At 69.0% G+C, this 16,296-nt stretch carries 14 protein-coding genes and 1 other RNA gene; 5 read left to right on the forward strand and 10 right to left on the reverse strand.

The annotated features are described in order from the left end of the window. Nucleotides 1-5: 5 nt before the first annotated feature. From G4D83_RS25325 to G4D83_RS25345, 5 genes are all read right to left on the reverse strand, one after another. Nucleotides 6-965: a phosphoribosylaminoimidazolesuccinocarboxamide synthase gene (locus G4D83_RS25325; protein ID WP_163867403.1), complete on the reverse strand. Its 960-nt coding sequence runs from the start codon at nucleotides 963-965 to the stop codon at nucleotides 6-8. Nucleotides 966-1,042: 77 nt separating this feature from the next. Beyond that, on the reverse strand, nucleotides 1,043-1,633 hold the full coding sequence (locus G4D83_RS25330) for a hypothetical protein (protein WP_163867404.1): 591 nt from the start codon (nucleotides 1,631-1,633) through the stop codon (nucleotides 1,043-1,045). 322 nt (nucleotides 1,634-1,955) lie between these two features. Further along, nucleotides 1,956-2,228, reverse strand: coding sequence for a vegetative protein (locus G4D83_RS25335; RefSeq protein ID WP_163867405.1), 273 nt, complete (start codon nucleotides 2,226-2,228; stop codon nucleotides 1,956-1,958). A 145-nt stretch (nucleotides 2,229-2,373) separates the two neighbouring features. After that, nucleotides 2,374-3,633 carry a S1C family serine protease gene (locus tag G4D83_RS25340; RefSeq protein WP_163867406.1) on the reverse strand — a complete coding sequence of 420 codons (1,260 nt, stop codon included), beginning with the start codon at nucleotides 3,631-3,633 and terminating at the stop codon, nucleotides 2,374-2,376. 87 nt (nucleotides 3,634-3,720) lie between these two features. Then, nucleotides 3,721-4,011 (reverse strand): hypothetical protein, encoded by a 291-nt coding sequence (locus G4D83_RS25345; protein ID WP_176434168.1) that lies wholly within the window; start codon nucleotides 4,009-4,011, stop codon nucleotides 3,721-3,723. Nucleotides 4,012-4,106: 95 nt separating this feature from the next. Between G4D83_RS25345 and G4D83_RS25350 the strand changes: the two genes are divergently transcribed. Both G4D83_RS25350 and G4D83_RS25355 read left to right on the forward strand, forming a co-directional pair. Then, nucleotides 4,107-5,183: a BRcat domain-containing protein gene (locus G4D83_RS25350; RefSeq protein WP_163867408.1), complete on the forward strand. Its 1,077-nt coding sequence runs from the start codon at nucleotides 4,107-4,109 to the stop codon at nucleotides 5,181-5,183. 62 nt (nucleotides 5,184-5,245) lie between these two features. After that, entirely contained in the window at nucleotides 5,246-5,755 is a 510-nt protein-coding gene (locus tag G4D83_RS25355) for a TlpA family protein disulfide reductase (RefSeq protein ID WP_163867596.1), read from the forward strand. 278 nt (nucleotides 5,756-6,033) lie between these two features. Here G4D83_RS25355 and G4D83_RS25360 read toward each other — a convergent pair whose 3' ends face one another. The 3 genes from G4D83_RS25360 to G4D83_RS25370 all read right to left on the reverse strand — a co-directional run bounded on the left by G4D83_RS25360 (nucleotide 6,034) and on the right by G4D83_RS25370 (nucleotide 11,070). Further along, the gene (locus tag G4D83_RS25360) at nucleotides 6,034-8,022 is read right to left on the reverse strand and encodes an OmpA family protein (RefSeq protein ID WP_163867409.1); all 1,989 of its coding nucleotides are present in this window, start codon (nucleotides 8,020-8,022) and stop codon (nucleotides 6,034-6,036) included. 76 nt (nucleotides 8,023-8,098) lie between these two features. Then, on the reverse strand, nucleotides 8,099-9,709 hold the full coding sequence (locus G4D83_RS25365) for a M16 family metallopeptidase (RefSeq protein WP_163867410.1): 1,611 nt from the start codon (nucleotides 9,707-9,709) through the stop codon (nucleotides 8,099-8,101). Next, the gene (locus G4D83_RS25370) at nucleotides 9,709-11,070 is read right to left on the reverse strand and encodes a M16 family metallopeptidase (RefSeq protein WP_163867411.1); all 1,362 of its coding nucleotides are present in this window, start codon (nucleotides 11,068-11,070) and stop codon (nucleotides 9,709-9,711) included. Before G4D83_RS25370 ends, G4D83_RS25365 begins: the two co-directional genes overlap by 1 nt. Before the next feature lie 230 nt (nucleotides 11,071-11,300). Here G4D83_RS25370 and ssrA point away from each other — a divergent pair. Further along, nucleotides 11,301-11,666, forward strand: a transfer-messenger RNA (tmRNA) gene (ssrA, locus tag G4D83_RS25375). Nucleotides 11,667-11,777: 111 nt separating this feature from the next. On the opposite strand, the gene G4D83_RS25380 is transcribed toward ssrA, so the two are convergent. Further along, entirely contained in the window at nucleotides 11,778-12,179 is a 402-nt protein-coding gene (locus tag G4D83_RS25380) for a hypothetical protein (RefSeq protein ID WP_163867412.1), read from the reverse strand. Between the two features lie 202 nt (nucleotides 12,180-12,381). Between G4D83_RS25380 and G4D83_RS25385 the strand changes: the two genes are divergently transcribed. Both G4D83_RS25385 and G4D83_RS25390 read left to right on the forward strand, forming a co-directional pair. Further along, nucleotides 12,382-12,777 carry a hypothetical protein gene (locus G4D83_RS25385; protein ID WP_163867413.1) on the forward strand — a complete coding sequence of 132 codons (396 nt, stop codon included), beginning with the start codon at nucleotides 12,382-12,384 and terminating at the stop codon, nucleotides 12,775-12,777. A 60-nt stretch (nucleotides 12,778-12,837) separates the two neighbouring features. Then, nucleotides 12,838-13,299 (forward strand): hypothetical protein, encoded by a 462-nt coding sequence (locus G4D83_RS25390; RefSeq protein WP_163867414.1) that lies wholly within the window; start codon nucleotides 12,838-12,840, stop codon nucleotides 13,297-13,299. Between the two features lie 313 nt (nucleotides 13,300-13,612). Here G4D83_RS25390 and G4D83_RS25395 read toward each other — a convergent pair whose 3' ends face one another. Continuing rightward, nucleotides 13,613-16,291: a carboxypeptidase-like regulatory domain-containing protein gene (locus tag G4D83_RS25395; protein WP_163867415.1), complete on the reverse strand. Its 2,679-nt coding sequence runs from the start codon at nucleotides 16,289-16,291 to the stop codon at nucleotides 13,613-13,615. Between the last annotated feature and the right edge of the window lie 5 nt (nucleotides 16,292-16,296).

Raw genomic sequence — 16,296 nt, forward strand, 5'->3', positions numbered from 1 at the left:
GAGGGCTACTTCAGGTAGCCCTTCTGGCGCAGGTTCTGTTCGATTCGCGCGTGCACGTCTCCCGGCTCGAGCGCGAGCGTCGTCCCCGTAATCTGCTCGAAGGCCGCCACGTACTTGGTGGCCAACTCCACGCGGACGTCATCGGGGATGGGCGGGGGCGTGCCCTGGCCGGAGAAGTTCCGCTCGCGGATGAGCCACTGGCGGATGTTCTCCTTGTCCAGCATGCGCTGGTCCTCGCCCTTGGCGAAGCGGGCCTCGTACTCGTCCGCCACCCAGTAGCGGCTGGAGTCCGGGGTGTGCATCTCGTCGATGACGTAGATGTCGTCGCCCACCTTGCCGAACTCGTACTTGGTATCGACGAGGATGAGGCCGCGCGTGCGCGCCCACTTCTGGCCCTCGGCGAACAGGCCGCGCGCCGCCTCGGTGATGCGCGCCCAGTCGCGTGCGCTGGCGAGGCCCTTCGCGAGAATCTCCTTCTCTGAGATCGGCTCGTCGTGCAGCCCGTACTCCGCCTTGGTGGACGGGGTGATGATGGGCTCGGGGAAGGCCGCGTCCTTGCGGAGGCCCTCGGGGAAGGGCAGGCCGTAGGCGGTGTGCGTGCCCTTCTCGTAGTCGCGCCACAGGCTGCCCGTCAGGTAGCCGCGAATCACCACCTCCACCGTGAAGGGCTGGCAGGCGCGCGCCACGGTGACGTTGGCGTCCGGCACGTCGAGCACGTGGTTGGGGCAGATGTGCTTCGTGCGCTCGAACCAGAAGGCGGCGAGCCGGTTGAGCACCTCGCCCTTGAAGGGGATGGTGGTGAGCACGTGGTCGAACGCGGAGAGCCGGTCCGTCGTCACCAGGACGAGCGTGTCGCCGCTCCGGTACGTGTCACGGACCTTGCCGCGGTAGTGCTGACCGAGCGCCGGCAGATTCGTCTGCTGGAGCGTATGGGGAAGCTGAGCGTGAAGAGCGGAGGTATTCACTGGCGCCTCGCGGCCCGCCCCTCTGGAAAGTGGGGCACGGCGAGAGAAGGGTGGGCCTGTTGCTGAGGCGCGGGACTCTACTGGAGCGTGGCCGGCATGGAAGCAGGACCGTAGGAGGCCGCCAGGTAGAGGAACGCCGGGTTGACGCGCAGGATGCCGTCCACGTAGGCGACCGCATACGGAGCGCCGGACGCCCGGTCCACCTGGACCGCGCTCTCCGGCTGGATGCCCCAGTGCGCCAGCAGCGTGCGGGCCACCAGCTCCGCCGCCTCACGCTCGGACAGCCCCTGCAGGCTCTCCCGCCGGTCTTCCGGCCAGCGCTCCGCGGCGCGGGCCTCCAGCACCAGCTCGATGGCCTTGCCCGCGTCAGGCGCCTGGAACAGGTCCATGCGCGAGTCGAAGCCGGGCGCGGCGAGCAGCTCACCGTGCTGGCTGATGGGGAAGAGCACCAGCGCCTGCGCCGCCTGCCCGGCCTCCAGGTCCGACTGACGGGCCACCTCGCGGAACATCTCGAGGCGCGTCGCGGGGGACTCGAACTCCAGGAACTCTGGCGGATGCGACAGCGCCTGACGGGCACTCATGGTCGCGCGCACGGGCGTGCCCGCACCGCCACAAGCGGTGAGCACGGAGACGAGCGAGAGGAGCAACCCAGGGAGCCAGCGACGCATACGCGCGGGAATATACCGATCTGCACCAGGATCAACCAGCTAAACTCGGAGGCATGCGTCCTGGGGAGCAACTCCCCGACGTTCCTCCCCGGACGCGCCCGTGGACCCGGGAGTGTGCGTGGTTGGCACCCCGTCTCTCACCTGACTCGACGCGCTGGAGCGGATGGTTGAAACGGGTGGAGCCAGACCCGGTGCGAGGCGGAGCAAGAGCTCACGGCCTTCCAGCAACCAGGTCTCGCGGTGGCGCGGGGCACCTCTCCCTGGAGATTCAGTCAGGGAGGAGAGAAGACCCCGGCGCCGCTGCGAGAACGACGGCGGAAACTTAAGCCGCGTCCTTCTTGTACGTCTCGCCGTGGTGCTTCTCGCACAGGCCGGCCTTGAACGTCTTGGTGCGGCAACCGTCCTTGGAGCAGGTGCGGTAGCGCGAGTGGGGCAGGTCGCCCTGGCGCCACTGCTTGAAATGGAAGAAGCAGTAGCTCTTGGCGCGGTAGGGGCGCTTGCAGCCCTCCACGGTGCACGCCTTCTTGCCGCTGCCCTTGGCGGTGCGGGGCCAGTGGGTGAGCTTCTTCTGGGTCGTCGGGGTGGCCTCGGCCATTGTGGAACCTCTCCTGCGAAACGATACGGGTACCTCGGCGCCACGAGCACGTGGACCATCCGCCGGGTACGAAAAAGGCGCACTGTCTAGCGCCCATGCCACCCGAACGCAAGGAGACGCCGGAAGACCGGTGTCCGCGCGGGTGTCAAGGCGCCGGAGCGCCGTCCTCGGAACCCGGGCCGGCGGGCTCCGCTTCCGGGGCCGTGGGTGGGAGCGTCTTCGCCCTGGGAACGGGCGACAGCAGGTCGTCCAGCACGGAGGACTGGCCCCGGGTCGGCCGCCGCCCTTGCCGCCGGGAGGAGGCCAGGGTGGGGGCGGGAGCTTCCTCGCTCGGCATCTCCTCCAGCCGGACCTTGAGCCGCATCGGCTTGCCCAGCCGGTGGATGCGCAGCCGCACATCATGGCCCACGCCACGGGCCGCCACCTGCCAGCGCAGGGTGTGAGCCCGCCGCACGCGCCGCGTGTCGAGCCCGATGATGACATCGCCGTGGTGCAGCCCCGCGCGCTCGCCCGGGCCTCCCTCCACCACCTCCGTCACCACCACGCCCTGGCCGTGGCCCAGGTTGAAGGCCTCGGCGACCTCGGGCGAGTAGTCCTGCACGCTGATGCCCAGCCAGCCCCGGCGCACGCGCCCGTGGGCCCGCAGCTGCGGAATCACCGTCTTCGCGATGTCGATGGGAATGGCGAAGCCGATGCCCTGGCCCGCCACGTTGACGGCGTTGGCCACCGCCACCACGTCGCCATGCAAGTCGAGCACGGGGCCGCCGGAGTTGCCCGGGTTGATGGACGCGTCCATCTGCATGTAGTCGAAGTCACCGTCGCGGCCATTGGGCGTCACGTCGGTGCGGCCCATGTAGCTGACCACGCCCACCGTCACGGAGTGCGACAGGCCGAACGGGTTGCCGATGACGACAATCCAGTCCGCCGAGCGCACGTGTGACGCGGACGCCAGCCGCAGCACCGGAAGCCGGCGCGGGGCCTCAATCTTCAGGAGGGCGCAGTCGGTGCGCGCGTCCTCGCCCACCACGCGCGCGACGTACTCCTCCGCGTAGCCGCGAGGGTGCATCACCGAGACGACCACCTCCGACGCGCCCTCCACCACGTGGGCGCTGGTGAGGATGTAGCCGTCGGCGTGGATGATGAAGCCGGAGCCGATGCCCTTCTGCGGCTCCTCGCCCGACACCGCGGCTTCCTCCGTCATCTGCCGGGTGGTGATGGAGACGACCGACGGCATCGCCTTGCGAGCCACGTCGCTCAGCGTGGCCCGCTGGTTGTCCAGCGAACGGTTCTGGGCCTCGAGCCACAGACGTCCGCGACCGCGCCCGGCGGCCTGCGCTGGGGTCGCCAGTGCGCACACCAGCGCGGTGAGGATGACGACACTCTTGATGAAAGGAGCCCTGCCCATGCCCCGCCTCCGCCCCGACCGACCACCCGACCACCCACGCAACCTAGGGAGGGGAGACCTGTCGCGGAAGCGGACCTGTCGGCCAGGCTACTTCTTCTGCGCGATGATGCGGTTGACCGCTGCCCGGTCCTCCGCGCTGATGCGCTCGCGCGGGGCGGGGGCGTCCGTCGTGCGGGAGACAGCGCCCTTCGCGTCCTCGTACGCGTCCTCCAGCCCGTCCTTCACGCGGTCCATGGCGTCGGGCTTCACGGCGCGCTTCCAGGCCTTCTCCATGTGCTGCAGGGGCGTGCGGCCGTCCACCTCTCCCGACGACAGGAAGATGCCGAGCCCCACCGCGCAGACCGTCCAGACGATGAACTTCAAAGCTCCCATGCTCACAGCCTCCTACGTCTTCTTACATCGGGCAGGAGTGGGTGGCGAGTTTCCGACCGCGTGGATGTGATCCGCACTGACAGGGGGACCTCGGGCACTTAATGTCCGCCGGCTTGCAGCCCGAAGAGCTCTTTCAGGCCGCCCGAGCCAGGGCGGCACAGATGGACGTGGGGCGTGGAGACGCGGTGGTGGAGCGCGTCCGGGCCGCCGCCTCGTCGTTGTTCAGTCGGATTCCCGAGCCGCCGGTGTATCGCCGCGCCGAGGACCCTTCACGTCAGGCGGCGCAGGCGTTGCTGCCGGAGATGGAGCGGGTGCTGGCGGAGGCGCTGGCGGCGGGCAGGGACCCGTCGATGGCGCCCGCGCTGGAGAAGCTGGTGGCCGCGTTGCTCGCGCATGGCGAGGCGCTGTGCCACACCGCGAGCGGGCGGCTGGAGGCGGCCGAGACGGCCTGGCGACGCGCGCTGGAGCTGGAGCGGGCCGCGCATCCGACGCGGCACCTGGTGACGGCGCCGCCGCGTCCTCCGCCCGTGTTCGACAAGCCGTCGGGAGGCTCGCGGTTCGACCCCCGGCCCGCGCCGCAGGCGAGCGTGAAGCTCGTGTGTCCCAACACGGGCTGCAAGCGCGTGGGCGACTACGCCTTCCTGACGAGCCACGCGTACAACCGCTTCGTCTGCCCGGTGTGCGGCACGCCGTTCCTGGCGTACTTCGGTGAGCTTCGAGGGCTGGAGGTGGAGGTCCGCCGCAGCTCGAAGCGCTACTTCTTCACGGTGGACGAGGTGGGCACCACCAACTCCTCGCGCATCGAGTTCGAGGAAGCAGGCGGGCAGGAGTTCCCCGCCGCGCGCAGGGATTTGCTCGCGTTCCTCTACACGGAGGCGCGGGAGCTGAAGGTGGTGGTGAACCTCACCAACCAGCGGCTCATGTGGGTGAGCCCCGCGTCGTCGTGCTTCGTGGCGACGGTGGCGTTTGGCGAGGGCGCGCCGGAGCTGGTGGCCTTCCGCGCGTACCGGGACGACGTCCTGCGGAAGAGCCCGCTCGGGCGGGGGTTCATCCGGAGCTACTATCGCTGGGGGCCGGACGTGGCGCGGTGGGTGTCGCGGAGACCGGTGGCCCGGAGCGGAGTGCGCTGGGTGTTGCGTCAGGTGCATGACCGCCTGACCAGGAGTGGATACTCGTGACGCAGGAAGGAATCGGCGCGCCGCCGCCCGCGAAGCCGACAGGTGGCGGGACGAAGCTGTTCATGGCCCTGATCGCCGGATTGGGGATGGCGGGCGTGGTGTACCTGGGGGTGCTGGAGGCCCGGCGCTCGCAGCTGGTTCCGGATGGCGCGGCCACGCCCTCGTTCGAGCTCCAGCGCCACGAGGGTGGGGTGCTGAAGCTGGAGGACCTCCGAGGCCAGGTGGTGATGCTGGACTTCTGGGCGACGTGGTGTCCGCCGTGTCGCGAGGAGATGCCCGCGCTGGTGAAGCTGGCGAAGGAGTACGAGTCCCAGGGGCTCGTCTTCCTGGCGGCCAGTCGGGATGACGGGGACATGGCGCCCAAGCTGGTGGACAACTTCATGCGGAACAACCTTCCGGACCTGAAGCCCTACGTGGTGTACGCCGGGGACGACATGGCGCAGGCCTTCCAGGTCAGCGCGCTGCCGACGCTCTACTTCCTGGACCGCGAGGGCAAGGTGACGGACGCGCAGCGAGGCGCCCTGTCCGAGGATGCCCTGCGCCGTCGCATCGAGCGGGCGCTGAAGCAGTAGTGGTGCTCGCGGCCGTCGTGACGGAGTGACACCGTCACGAGGCTGCTGAGTGGAGTGTTGGCCCGACGCCGGGCTCAAGGTCTGCCAGGCCCTGCTGCTTCATCGTGACGTGGAGCCCGTTGCCGGGCCCTTGCCCGACGAGTTCGCCTGCGCGAGGCCCGATGTCCTCGGGGACCGCCGCGCCTCATTCCTCATCGAGAACCGACGGCGCGCACGAGAAAGGCGCCGATGTCCTCGTGGGACAAGGGCGCCTGGGTTCTCGTCGGTGCGTGGCCCTGCTACTTGCCGGGCGTGGGGGGCGTCGTCGCCGGCTTGGCATCCGTGGCCGGAGGCTTCGCGGTGGGAGCCGTCGTCGTCGCCGACTTGGCGTCGGTGGCCGGAGGCTTCGCGGCGGGAGCCGGTGTGGCGGGCGTCGTCGCCGGCTTGGCATCCGTGGCCGGAGGCTTCGCCGTGGGCGTCGTCGTGCCCGCGGGAGGCTGCTGTCCCGCCGGGACGACGGTCTCCCGGCCCTCGGTCTCTACCTCGGAGCGCACGAGCTTGAAGTCGACGCGGCGGTTCTTCGCGCGACCCAGCGCGGTGTCGTTGGTGGCGATGGGCCTGTCGAAGCCGAAGCCCGCGGAGGTCAGGCGCTTGCGGTCGATGCCCTTGGACACCAGGTACTCGAGCACCGAGCGCGCGCGCTTGTCGGACAAGCCCATGTTGAGCTGCCGCGAGCCCTTGTTGTCCGTGTGGCCTTCGATGAGCACCGGACCCAGCGTGGGGTTCTTCCGGAGCACCGTCGCCACCTCGTCCAGCAGCGGATACGAGCGCTTCTGGATGACGGCGGAGCCTGTCTCGAAGAGCACGTTGCCCTTGATGCGGATGCGGTCCGACTCGACGAACACGTACGGCGGCGAGTCGAACGGGCAGCCGTTGTTCTCCGGCGGTCCGAACTGCTCGGGGCAGTCGTCCTCGTTGTCGGGCACCTCGTCGCCGTCCGTGTCCGGGCAGCCGTCGTAGTCCTTGGGGCCGGGCTTGTCCGGGCACTTGTCGAACTCGTCGGTGATGCCGTCGCCGTCGGTGTCCACCTCGGGGCAGCCCTTGCGCTCCTTGAGTCCCTTCACGTCGGGGCAGCTGTCCTCGCCGTCCACCACGCCGTCGCCGTCGTTGTCCGGGTCGGGGCAGCCGTCGCTGTCCTGGAAGCCGTCCTTGTCCTCGGCCTCGTTGGGGCAGCGGTCCCTCACGTCGGGCACGTTGTCGCCATCCGAGTCCTGGAAGCGCTCGTCGTAGCGCAACCCGAACATGACGCGCAGGGCCTCACGTCCGTAGCCACTGGAGATGTTGAGGCCGCGGCCCACGTTCAGCTCCAGCCCCCAGTTGCCCCAGATTTTCGCGCGAGCGCCGACGAGCAGCTCCCACGGCGTCTTCAGCGAGTCGGACTGGTCGAAGTTGAAGGGGCGCACCAGCGGCGTGCCCAGGTGCATCTCCGCCGTGGCCTGCACGTCCGTGAAGCGCCCCATGTTGGGCAGCTCGCCGATGACGCCAGCGCCAAGCGTCAGCTCGTCATCCACCAGGAGGTTCAGGTACTGCGCATGCTTGCGCAGCTTCACGCCCGCGTTGCCCACCACCCGGATGGGGATGGGCAGGACCTCGAAGCGCTGCTCCACCGCGAGGCGCGGCGCGAAGACGAAGCCCCGCTCGCCCGTGAAGCTGTCCGCTGAACCCGTGGGCGCGCGGACCTCGGCGATGAGCGACAGGCCCACGGGGAACTTCTCGCGGTCCAGCAGGTGGACGCGCGGCACCAGTCGGAGGTCGCCCAGCGTGGTGCGGCTCACCCCGGCGGCGCCCGGGAAGTTCGGGGCGTTCAGCACTTCACCCAGGAGGTGGAAGTTGTCGCCCTGGATGAGCGTGAAGGGCAGGTCGATGCCCACCTCCAACCGCTCGTGGAGCTGGTAGGCGAACAGCAGGTGGGCGTCGAGCCGGTACGGCAGCAGGTCGCCCAGCTTCTCCTCACCATCCTTCAGGGCGAGGATGCGCCAGTTGAAGTCGAAGAGCAGCGCACCGCGGAAGCTGCCGACGGGCTCGTTGTTCGTCGTGCCCTCCAGCGCGATGCCGCTGTTCTGCGCGGGCGTGGGCTTGACCGGAACGGCGTCGAAGCCTCGGGAGAAGGGGTCGTGTTCCGCGTGGACCGCCGCCGAGGCCAACACCAGGCCCATCAGGACGAGTCGTACGGCGGAACCGCTCAGGGGCCGCCACCGTGGAGAGTGGCCGGAGCTGGTGCCTCGCATGATGGCAGCTCATACCATCCGGTCCCGAGGGGCGGAAACAAATGACCCACCCCTCGGGCCGAAATACAGCCCTGCGCTACTTCTCCATGAAGGACTGCGCGGGAATGACGGTGATGGCGTCCGGGCTCACGGGGAGCTTGAAGGGGACGATGACCTTGTCCAGGTCCAGCAGCTCCTGGGACTTGTCGGACGCGTAGGTGATGGGCGAGGGCTGGCCGGCGCGCAGGGCGTTGGCGAGGCCTTCCGCGTCCTGGGCGACGAAGGCGAAGTTGAGGCCCGTGGGGTGGAGGCGGCGGCGCAGCACCTCCTGCACGGACTGGGGCGTCATCTTCGTGAGGGCCTGGCGGTACTGCTCCAGGAAGTCAGGCGTGCCGTAGAAGAGCGAGTCGATGGCGTAGCCCAGCCGGCGCGGGTCCGTCTGCTCCCAGAGGCGCGAGTAGCCCTGGAGGAAGCCGCGCATCAGGTCGAAGCGCTCCTGGGGGATGGGCTCCTTGACGAGCTGGTCCAGGAAGTACACCGCGCCGCGCGTGGCGAACATCGCGTTGGCGGGCTCCACCGGGCGGATCCACAGGGTGAGGTCCTGCTGGGTGCGCGCGATGTTGGTGCGGTTGTACGTGGTGCCCGGGTCCTCGATGAAGTGCTCGGCGTAGGCGTAGTCGCCATAGTTGAGGCCGCGCTTCTCGCGCAGCTCGTTGAAGAGCAGGCCGATGGACTGACGGTGCTCGCCCAGGTGCGTGAGCGCGAAGGCCAGCGGGAAGAAGTCCGCGTCACCTCGGCGCACCGGGTTGACGTAGCCCATGCTGACGGCGGTGGAGAGCGTCTGCTTCTGGATGATGACGGTGCGGCCCGAGGTCGTGGGCAGCGTGGGCAGCGTCACGCGAGGCGCGCCGGTGGCGGGCAGGGTGCCCAGGCGCGAGAGCAGTGACTGCTTGAGCGCGTCGTCCACCGCGCCGGCCAGGCCGACCACGAGCCTGTCCTGCGTGAAGACGCGCTGGGCGTGGGCCTTCACGTCGTCCAGGGTGATGGACTTGAGGCCCTGCACGGTGCCGCCGGTGTAGTGCGCGTAGGGGTGGCCCTCGTAGATGAGCGCATCGAGCGCGACCTTGCCGAGCCCCTCGTCGTTGGCGCTGCGCAGGCCGTTCTCCACGTCGCTGACGGCGTTGGCTCGCAGGCGCTCCAGCTCGGACGTGTCCAGGCGGGGCGCGAGCAGCACGTCGGTGAAGAGGTCCAGGTAGCGCGGCAGGAAGTCCTTGTGGACGCGGCCGGCGAAGGTGGTGAACTCCTTGTCCGTGGAGACCTCCAGCTCGGCGGCCATGGGGAAGAGCGCCTCCAGCAGCTGCGAGGAGGTGAGCTTCTGCGTGCCGCCCTCGGCCATCAGCGAGGCGGTGAGCGCGGTGAGGCCTTCCTTGCCCTTCGGGTCATCGATGGAGCCCGTGTGGAAGACGAGCCTGAAGGTGACGATGGGCGTGTCAGGGCGGGCGAGGACCACCAGCTCCATCGGCTCGGGTTGCTTCAAGGGGACGGCGGGAACGTCCTTCGGCGGCGCCGGGGTCTTCTCGGCGGCGGGAGGCGTGGCCGGAGTCTCCGTCGCGGGAGGAGGCGTCGTCTCGGGCGCGGGCTTCGGCGTGGAGGCGCAGCCGGCGACGGAGAGGAGGGCGGTGAGGGACAGCAGGGCCTTGGTGTTCATCACTTCGTCCCTCCGGCGGCGTCGACCTTGGGGGTGAGGCTGAGCTGGGTGAGGTTGGTGGCCTTGAGGTAGCGCTTGGTGAAGTCGGAGAGCTGCGCGGGCGTCACCTTGGCCAGGTTCGCGAGTTGCCGCTGGAGTCCATCCGGAGTGCCGAGGATGCCGGCGTACCAGCCGAGCTGGATGCCGACTTCGCGCGGCGTCTGGAGGCCCATCAGGGCGCCATAGCGCGCGTTGTCCTGGATGGCCTTGACGCGGGCGGCGTCGACCTTGCCGGCCGCCAGGTTGCTGACCTCCTTGAGCAGGGCCAGTCGCACGCGCTCGCGGTCCTTCTCGTCCTTGAGGGTGGCGGTGAGGGTGAACAGGTGCGGGTCGCGGTGCTCGGAGTAGTCGCTGCCGATGGCCTCGACGAGCTGCTTGTCGAGGACGAGCTGCTTGTAGGCGGGGCTGGTGGGGCCGACGAGGTAGGCCACGAGCACCGTCTGGAGCGCGGAGTCGGCGGTGTTGGCGGACGCGGCGGGCGTGTGCCACGCGAGCACCTGGCGCGGCTGCGTGGGCTGGGGCCAGTCGACGTGGACGGTGCGCGGCTGCGTCTGCGGAGGCTCGGTGGGGACGGTGATGGTGGACGTCTTGCGGTTCCACGGGCCGTAGTGCTCGCGGACGAGCTTCATCACCTGCGCGTCATCGAAGTCGCCGACGATGAAGAGCATGGCGTTGTCGGGGGTGTACCAGCGCTCGAAGAAGTCGCGGCTGTACTGGTAGGCCTCCGGCATGGCCTTGACGTCGTCGTAGAAGCCGAGCGTGGTGTGGCGGTACGTGTGCCTGGTGAAGGCCGTGGCGTTGAGCGCCTCTTCCATCTTGAGGTACGGAGCCGCGGCGTTCTTGTGGTACTCGCCGAGCACCGCGAGCGCCTCGGTGCGGAAGGACGGCTCGGAGTACTCGAGGTTGCGGAAGCGGTCCGCCTCGATGTCGATGAGCTGGGGCAGTCCCGCCGTCGGCCCGTACGAGTAGTAGAGGGTGATGTCGTCGGTGGTGAAGGCGTTGTCGTCGAAGCCGAACGTACCGAGGATGCGCTCGCGTTCGCCTTCGGGGTGACGCTTCGTCCCCTTGAACATCATGTGCTCGAAGAAGTGGGCGAAGCCCGTCTTGCCGGCCTCCACTTCGTTGCGCGAGCCGACGCGCACCACGGTGACGTACGCGATGATTCCCTTCGACGGGTAGGGCACCCGCACCACGGTGAGGCCGTTGGGGAGCTTGTCCGTCTGGAGGGTGTACGGGAACGTCTGGGTGGCGGCGCTCTTCTGCGCCAGCGCGGGGAGCGCGGTGCCCAGTACGAGCAGGAGGAGGGGAAGCAGTCGTCTCATTCGGGGTCCTCGTGGCCGCTGGGGAGCGCGAGGGCTGACCGAGCGGGGAGGCGACCCTACGCCGGTGAAGCAGGAGGGGAAGCGACTTCCAGGCCGAGTGTCCGCCTTCGTGCGAGAAGGTGCGGTGGTGGACGCTCAGGAGGATTGACGCGCGGCCGTCAGCGGTTAATGTGAGGAAGACGCGGTCGAAGCGGTGACCGCAAGTGCAGCAAGCAGTCAGTCAACACCCCGGGGGCGACCCGGTTTCGACGGGGGCATAGAAGTTCGAGACGCGTGCCGAGCTTGTCAGGTAGCTCGTAAATCCAACCCGGCAAAGACACAAAAGCCAACGACAACGTTGAGCTCGCGCTGGCTGCCTAAAAACAGCTGTTAGCGTGCGGTCCCCCAGCTCTCGGCCCGTGGGGTTGGGATCGACCGTCATAATGCGGGCTGGCTGCCAAGGGTGCCTGGGCCCGAGGTGGCGAGACCTTTCCAGGACCGGCTTCAGGAATCCCGTCCGTGGGAGTCTTGAGGACGTAGCAAATCGCGGACTACGCACGTAGGGTCGAAGAACCGAAGGCTTTCGGACGAGGGTTCGATTCCCTCCGCCTCCACAGTGAGAAGCCCAGCAGCCGTGAGGTTGCTGGGCTTTTTCTTGGGGCCTCGCGCTTCATGGGCCCGCGGTGTGTCCTTCCGGCGTCACTCAGGTCCGAGGACCTGGACGCTCGTCAGTACACGAAGATGAGTCTGCCGTTGGAATACACGCAGTAGAGCTCGGAGGTGGACGTGCCGGCGCAGCAGGTCTGCGGCTCGCCTTCGATGAAGCAACGCTTGCCCACGAGCGCGCTGCACGAGGGGTAGCCCGTGCACGCCGGGGGCGCCGGGCAGGCGGTGAACACACCGTCGCACGTCACGCCCTGGTAGTCCGTCTGGGAACAGGTGGTGCCCGAACAGGAAACACTCTGGCCTCCCGAACACTGCGCCGTGCACGTCCCAAACTGGGAGACCGTCGAGGACTCGCCGTTCTCGGACACCGCCTCGGGCTCCATCGTGGGCTCGGAAACCGGACCGCCACAGCCCAGGAGAGAGAGGCTGAGCAACACCGCCGTCACAGCAAGAGAGTGCTTCATGAGTGGCCTCGTCGGGTGAGTGGAACAGACGCCACCTTAATGCAATCTCAATCCCAGTCGAGCCCGTATCGCGGACCCAGGCGATGCAATCCAGACCCGGGGTGTCTCACGAAACCCCGTGTCTCTAAAGTTTGCCTTCACTGGGTGTATGTGTCATTTCCCGGCATGGAGAGACATCTCGTTTCCTCCAGGAGAGACATCCATGACGAAGCACACCGCGAAGTTCGTGGGAATCGCCATCTCAGCCCTCATCGGGACGGTGGCCTGGGCAGGCGCCAAGAACACCAATACCGTCCTCGTCAACACGGTCGCGAGGACCGCATCCGGCTCTCTGGGCGACGCTCGAAACACCGCGGACACCCAGCAGTTCATTGGCTGCGGCATCACCACGTACGTGGGGAGCGCCCCCACCGTCGCCTGCTTCGCGATGGATACCTCCAGCAATTACGTGGGATGTTCCTCGACCAATGCGGACCTGCTGGCGACAGCGCAGTCCATCAATGGTGATTCCTACATCACCTTCACCTGGGACGCGTTTTCCGGCTGCACGTCCCTCAGTGTGACGAACGCGTCGCTCGGCGCGCCCAAGCAGCCGTAGTCTGAAGACCTCGGGGATGCGCGCGTCCATCGCGCGCATCCCCGCGCGCAGCCTCCACCGATGCCACCTCCGTCAAAACCAATCCTCGCGCTCCTCCTCCTGGGCACCTCCGCCACCGCGTTCCTCGCCGGACGGCAGAGCGCCCCAGATGCGAATGAGCGGGTCCTTCAGGAACTCGCGAGCCAGCGCGCGGTGCTCGACACGCTCCTGGCGCGGACCGCCGCTCCGCCGGACGCGCACCGTGATGTGGAGCCCCCATCCAAGGCGTCCTCCACCCCGGCCCCCAGCGCGCCCTCCATGGGCACGGAGCCGTCCCCTCGGAGCCTCGCGGCCGTCCAGGAGGGACAGCGGCTCATCGACGCCGCGCTCCAGGTCCGGCGCTGGACGAAAGAGGATGGCCAGGCCTTCCGCGCCGCGCTCGTCGACATGACGCCGGACCAGCGCGGCGAGGCCATGCGTCGGTTCTTCACCACGATCAACAGTCAGGCGCTCGATGTGCGGACCGGGGGTGCGCCCTTCTGAGTTCGCGCGACATCCCAGCGCACCCGGCGGGTCCTGCTCTCCGCTGAGTACTCCTTCCGCATCACGAAGATCCACTCCGGCTCGAACCGCACCCGCGCTCCCTGTCAGTTGGTACGGGTGTTGTCATTGCGTAGGCGTCGGGCCCGTTCTCGGCCCAGTGGTTTCGCGGATGGTGAGCGGGGCGTTTCAATGCTTCCGCTTCGATGCCTTCAAGAACTTGCTCAGCCGATGACGCTGGATGTGCCTGTCTCGTGGTCGGCTGGTGGCTGTGATTGCACCGCCGATGGAAGCCGTGGCTGATGGGGGGCTCCGCTCAGTGACTCGGCACGGGCGGCAGCCGATGAACCACCGGCCGTGGCGTGCCAGTCGCGCCTATCTCCACGGGTTCGCAGGACACGGGGAGTTGGCTCGCGCCGTCACGCACGCGCTGGGCCCAGGTCGGGTCATCCAGGTTTCCCCTCACCGGGACGACGCACAACGTGTAGGCCCCGGGGGCCAGAGCCGTCACGGTCAGCGGCTGCCCCTTCATCAGCAGCAGGATGCGGGTCTGACCTTCGCCACGGGCCGCCAGGACTGCTTCGAGCTGCTCCAGGGTGACTGCTCCCAGCGGCCCCGTGCCGAGGTAGACCTGGGCGTTCTGGAGGGGCTGGTCGTCGGCTTCCAACACTTGGATGGACAGCGCATGTCCTCCCAGCGCCACCTGGATGTCCCGTGGCGCTCCGCGCTCTTCGACCTGGGCCAGCACGCTCTGGAGCAGTTGTTCCGTCGAGCCCTCGCGAAGCGCCGCCGTCACGACGTATTGCCCCTTGGACAGGCGAGCAAAGCGATAGCGACCATCCGCCTGGGTCATCACCATGAAGCGGCCCGTGCTGCTGCCACGCGGAGCGGCCACCACCGCCACGTTCCCCACGGGGTGCCCTTGTCTCGTCACCGTCCCCTCCAGTCCCGCGAGCGGCCGGAGCGTCAGCTCGAGCGCGTCGGAGGCCGCGCCCGCCGCAACGACGAGGGGCGAAGAGCGCCCCCGCGTGGAATGCTCGGCCATCACGGTCAACGCCGCCTCACCGCCCCCCGTGAGGGCGAAGTGTCCACTCGCATCGCTGACGCTCCGCAGGGGCGCCGGACCGGCCTGGCTGCCATCACCGAGCAGTTGGGGGCCCGCGAGAACCTCCGCGCCGGGGACCGGGACACCCTCTGCATCGCGCACGACACCGCGGAGCCTCCGCCCCTCCTCCAGCACCACGAGGCCCAAATCCGTGTCCGCGCCAGCCCCGACCTCCACGCCCTCCAGCGTGCGAGGCGCGGACCCGCGCGACAGGAAGGTCAACGTGTAGTGGCCAGGGGGCACGTCCGCGAGCACGAAGGCTCCCTGTGTTCCCTGGAACGCCGTGGGCTGCGACAAGGTGAGCGCCACCGAGAAGGACTCGGGCACCTCTCCGTCCGAGAGCTCCACCCGTCCACGCAGCGTTCCCGGCGACTCGAGGAGGATGCGCACGTCCTCGTCTCCCACCTTGGCCATGACGCCTGTCGCCAGCCAGAACGACGAGGACTGCACGGAATGGTGAACGGAGGCGCGCAGGCGGTAGCGTCCCGGCGCCAGGCCCGGCAGTCGGAAGCGGCCGCTTCCGTCACTGACATCCGAGGCGTACCGGCCGCTGTGGGACTCCGTCAGCGCACCCAGCGCGGCCCGGTCCTCGGGAATGGCGACGACCTGGGCGCTCGCGACCGGCGCACCGTCCGACGCCGCGACGACGCCCGCGATGCTCCCCTCCGCCTCCAGCCGCAGCGTCACCTCCGCCGCTCCCGAGCCCAGGTCGACGTCCTGGGAGAGTGACGAGGCGCGCTCGCCCTGGGCATCCACTTGGAAGCGGGTGTGCGGCAGCCCCCTCAACTCGAAGCGGCCACTGGCATCCGCGAAGGTGCCATGCCGTGTGCCAGGAAGGCCGCCCGCCCCGCCCTGGCGTGCCTGGATTCGCGCGAACGGAGCCGGTGCACCCGAGCGTTCCACCACCTGCCCGAAAAGCACCGCGCCAGGCCGCAGCACGATGCGGACGGACGGTGGCGATGCGAGCCCCTCCAGTGTCACCTGCTCCGACAAGGATGGTGCGAACCGGGCATGGGTCGCCATGAAGCGGAAGGTGCCCTCGGGCAGTGCCCTCATCCTCCAGACTCCCTCCGAGGTGGTGAGGACCTCCTCCACGATGTTCTCCGACTCGGGCAGGGCACTGCCGGTCCGCAGCGCGCGCACACTCGCTCCGAGGACAGGTCTTCCTTCGGAATCCACGACCTCTCCCAGGACGGGCGCTCCGACCTGGACGAGCAGCGTCACCCGGCTCACGCTCGCGGCCTGGGGCGTATGGAGCACCGTCGCGCGTTCGGGGGCATGTCCCTCGACCGAGGCCCGGATGACGTGGCGTCCGGCGGCGAGCCCCTGGAGCAGCGCCTTTCCGTCGGAACCCGTCATCACCGCGACGCCCTCCTGGCCTTCGACCTCCACCCGCGCGCCCTCCAAGGGGTGGCGCTCCCGGGCGTCCAGCACCGACACCTCCACGGGAACCGTGGGACGGAGGACCAGGATGACGGGCTCCGAAGTTGGCGTCAGTCGGACCTCCACGGGCTCCGCTGCCAGCGCTCCTCGTCGCGCCTGGAGCGTGTAGCTCCGGGGCTGGAGCCGCTCGAAGGAGAAGGTGCCATCGCGCTCCGTGAGCACGGTGCGAAGCGGGACGGTTCCCAAGCTCACCTGTGCTCCTTCGACGGGCAGTCGCGCGGCGTCAATCACCTGCCCCTCCAGCCGCGCTGGGCCATGGGGCTCCTGGCTCTCCAGTCGCAGGAGGGGAGGGGCCTCGCGAACGGGAGAGGGCCGGGAGGTCGAGGCCGGGGCGGGCCGGGCCGCCGCCTGCCCTGCCATGGGCGGTGCGGGCGCCGGGCCCTGCTGATGGCTCAGCACGAGTCCCGCGAGCGCCGCGACGCACACCGCGACGGCGATGCTTGTCATCCTGC

The organism is Myxococcus eversor, from assembly GCF_010894455.1.
In the GTDB taxonomy this organism is placed as follows: Bacteria; Myxococcota; Myxococcia; order Myxococcales; family Myxococcaceae; genus Myxococcus; species Myxococcus eversor.

Bases quoted from the DNA above. Each gene is read 5' to 3' on its own strand.
- G4D83_RS25330 (WP_163867404.1), bottom strand. From the start codon at position 1,633: ATGCGTCGCTGGCTCCCTGGGTTGCTCCTCTCGCTCGTCTCCGTGCTC.
- G4D83_RS25335 (WP_163867405.1), bottom strand. From the start codon at position 2,228: ATGGCCGAGGCCACCCCGACGACCCAGAAGAAGCTCACCCACTGGCCC.
- G4D83_RS25340 (WP_163867406.1), bottom strand. From the start codon at position 3,633: ATGGGCAGGGCTCCTTTCATCAAGAGTGTCGTCATCCTCACCGCGCTG.
- G4D83_RS25350 (WP_163867408.1), top strand. From the start codon at position 4,107: ATGTCCGCCGGCTTGCAGCCCGAAGAGCTCTTTCAGGCCGCCCGAGCC.
- G4D83_RS25355 (WP_163867596.1), top strand. From the start codon at position 5,246: ATGGCCCTGATCGCCGGATTGGGGATGGCGGGCGTGGTGTACCTGGGG.
- G4D83_RS25360 (WP_163867409.1), bottom strand. From the start codon at position 8,022: ATGCGAGGCACCAGCTCCGGCCACTCTCCACGGTGGCGGCCCCTGAGC.
- G4D83_RS25365 (WP_163867410.1), bottom strand. From the start codon at position 9,709: ATGAACACCAAGGCCCTGCTGTCCCTCACCGCCCTCCTCTCCGTCGCC.
- G4D83_RS25370 (WP_163867411.1), bottom strand. From the start codon at position 11,070: ATGAGACGACTGCTTCCCCTCCTCCTGCTCGTACTGGGCACCGCGCTC.
- G4D83_RS25380 (WP_163867412.1), bottom strand. From the start codon at position 12,179: ATGAAGCACTCTCTTGCTGTGACGGCGGTGTTGCTCAGCCTCTCTCTC.
- G4D83_RS25385 (WP_163867413.1), top strand. From the start codon at position 12,382: ATGACGAAGCACACCGCGAAGTTCGTGGGAATCGCCATCTCAGCCCTC.
- G4D83_RS25390 (WP_163867414.1), top strand. From the start codon at position 12,838: ATGCCACCTCCGTCAAAACCAATCCTCGCGCTCCTCCTCCTGGGCACC.
- G4D83_RS25395 (WP_163867415.1), bottom strand. From the start codon at position 16,291: ATGACAAGCATCGCCGTCGCGGTGTGCGTCGCGGCGCTCGCGGGACTC.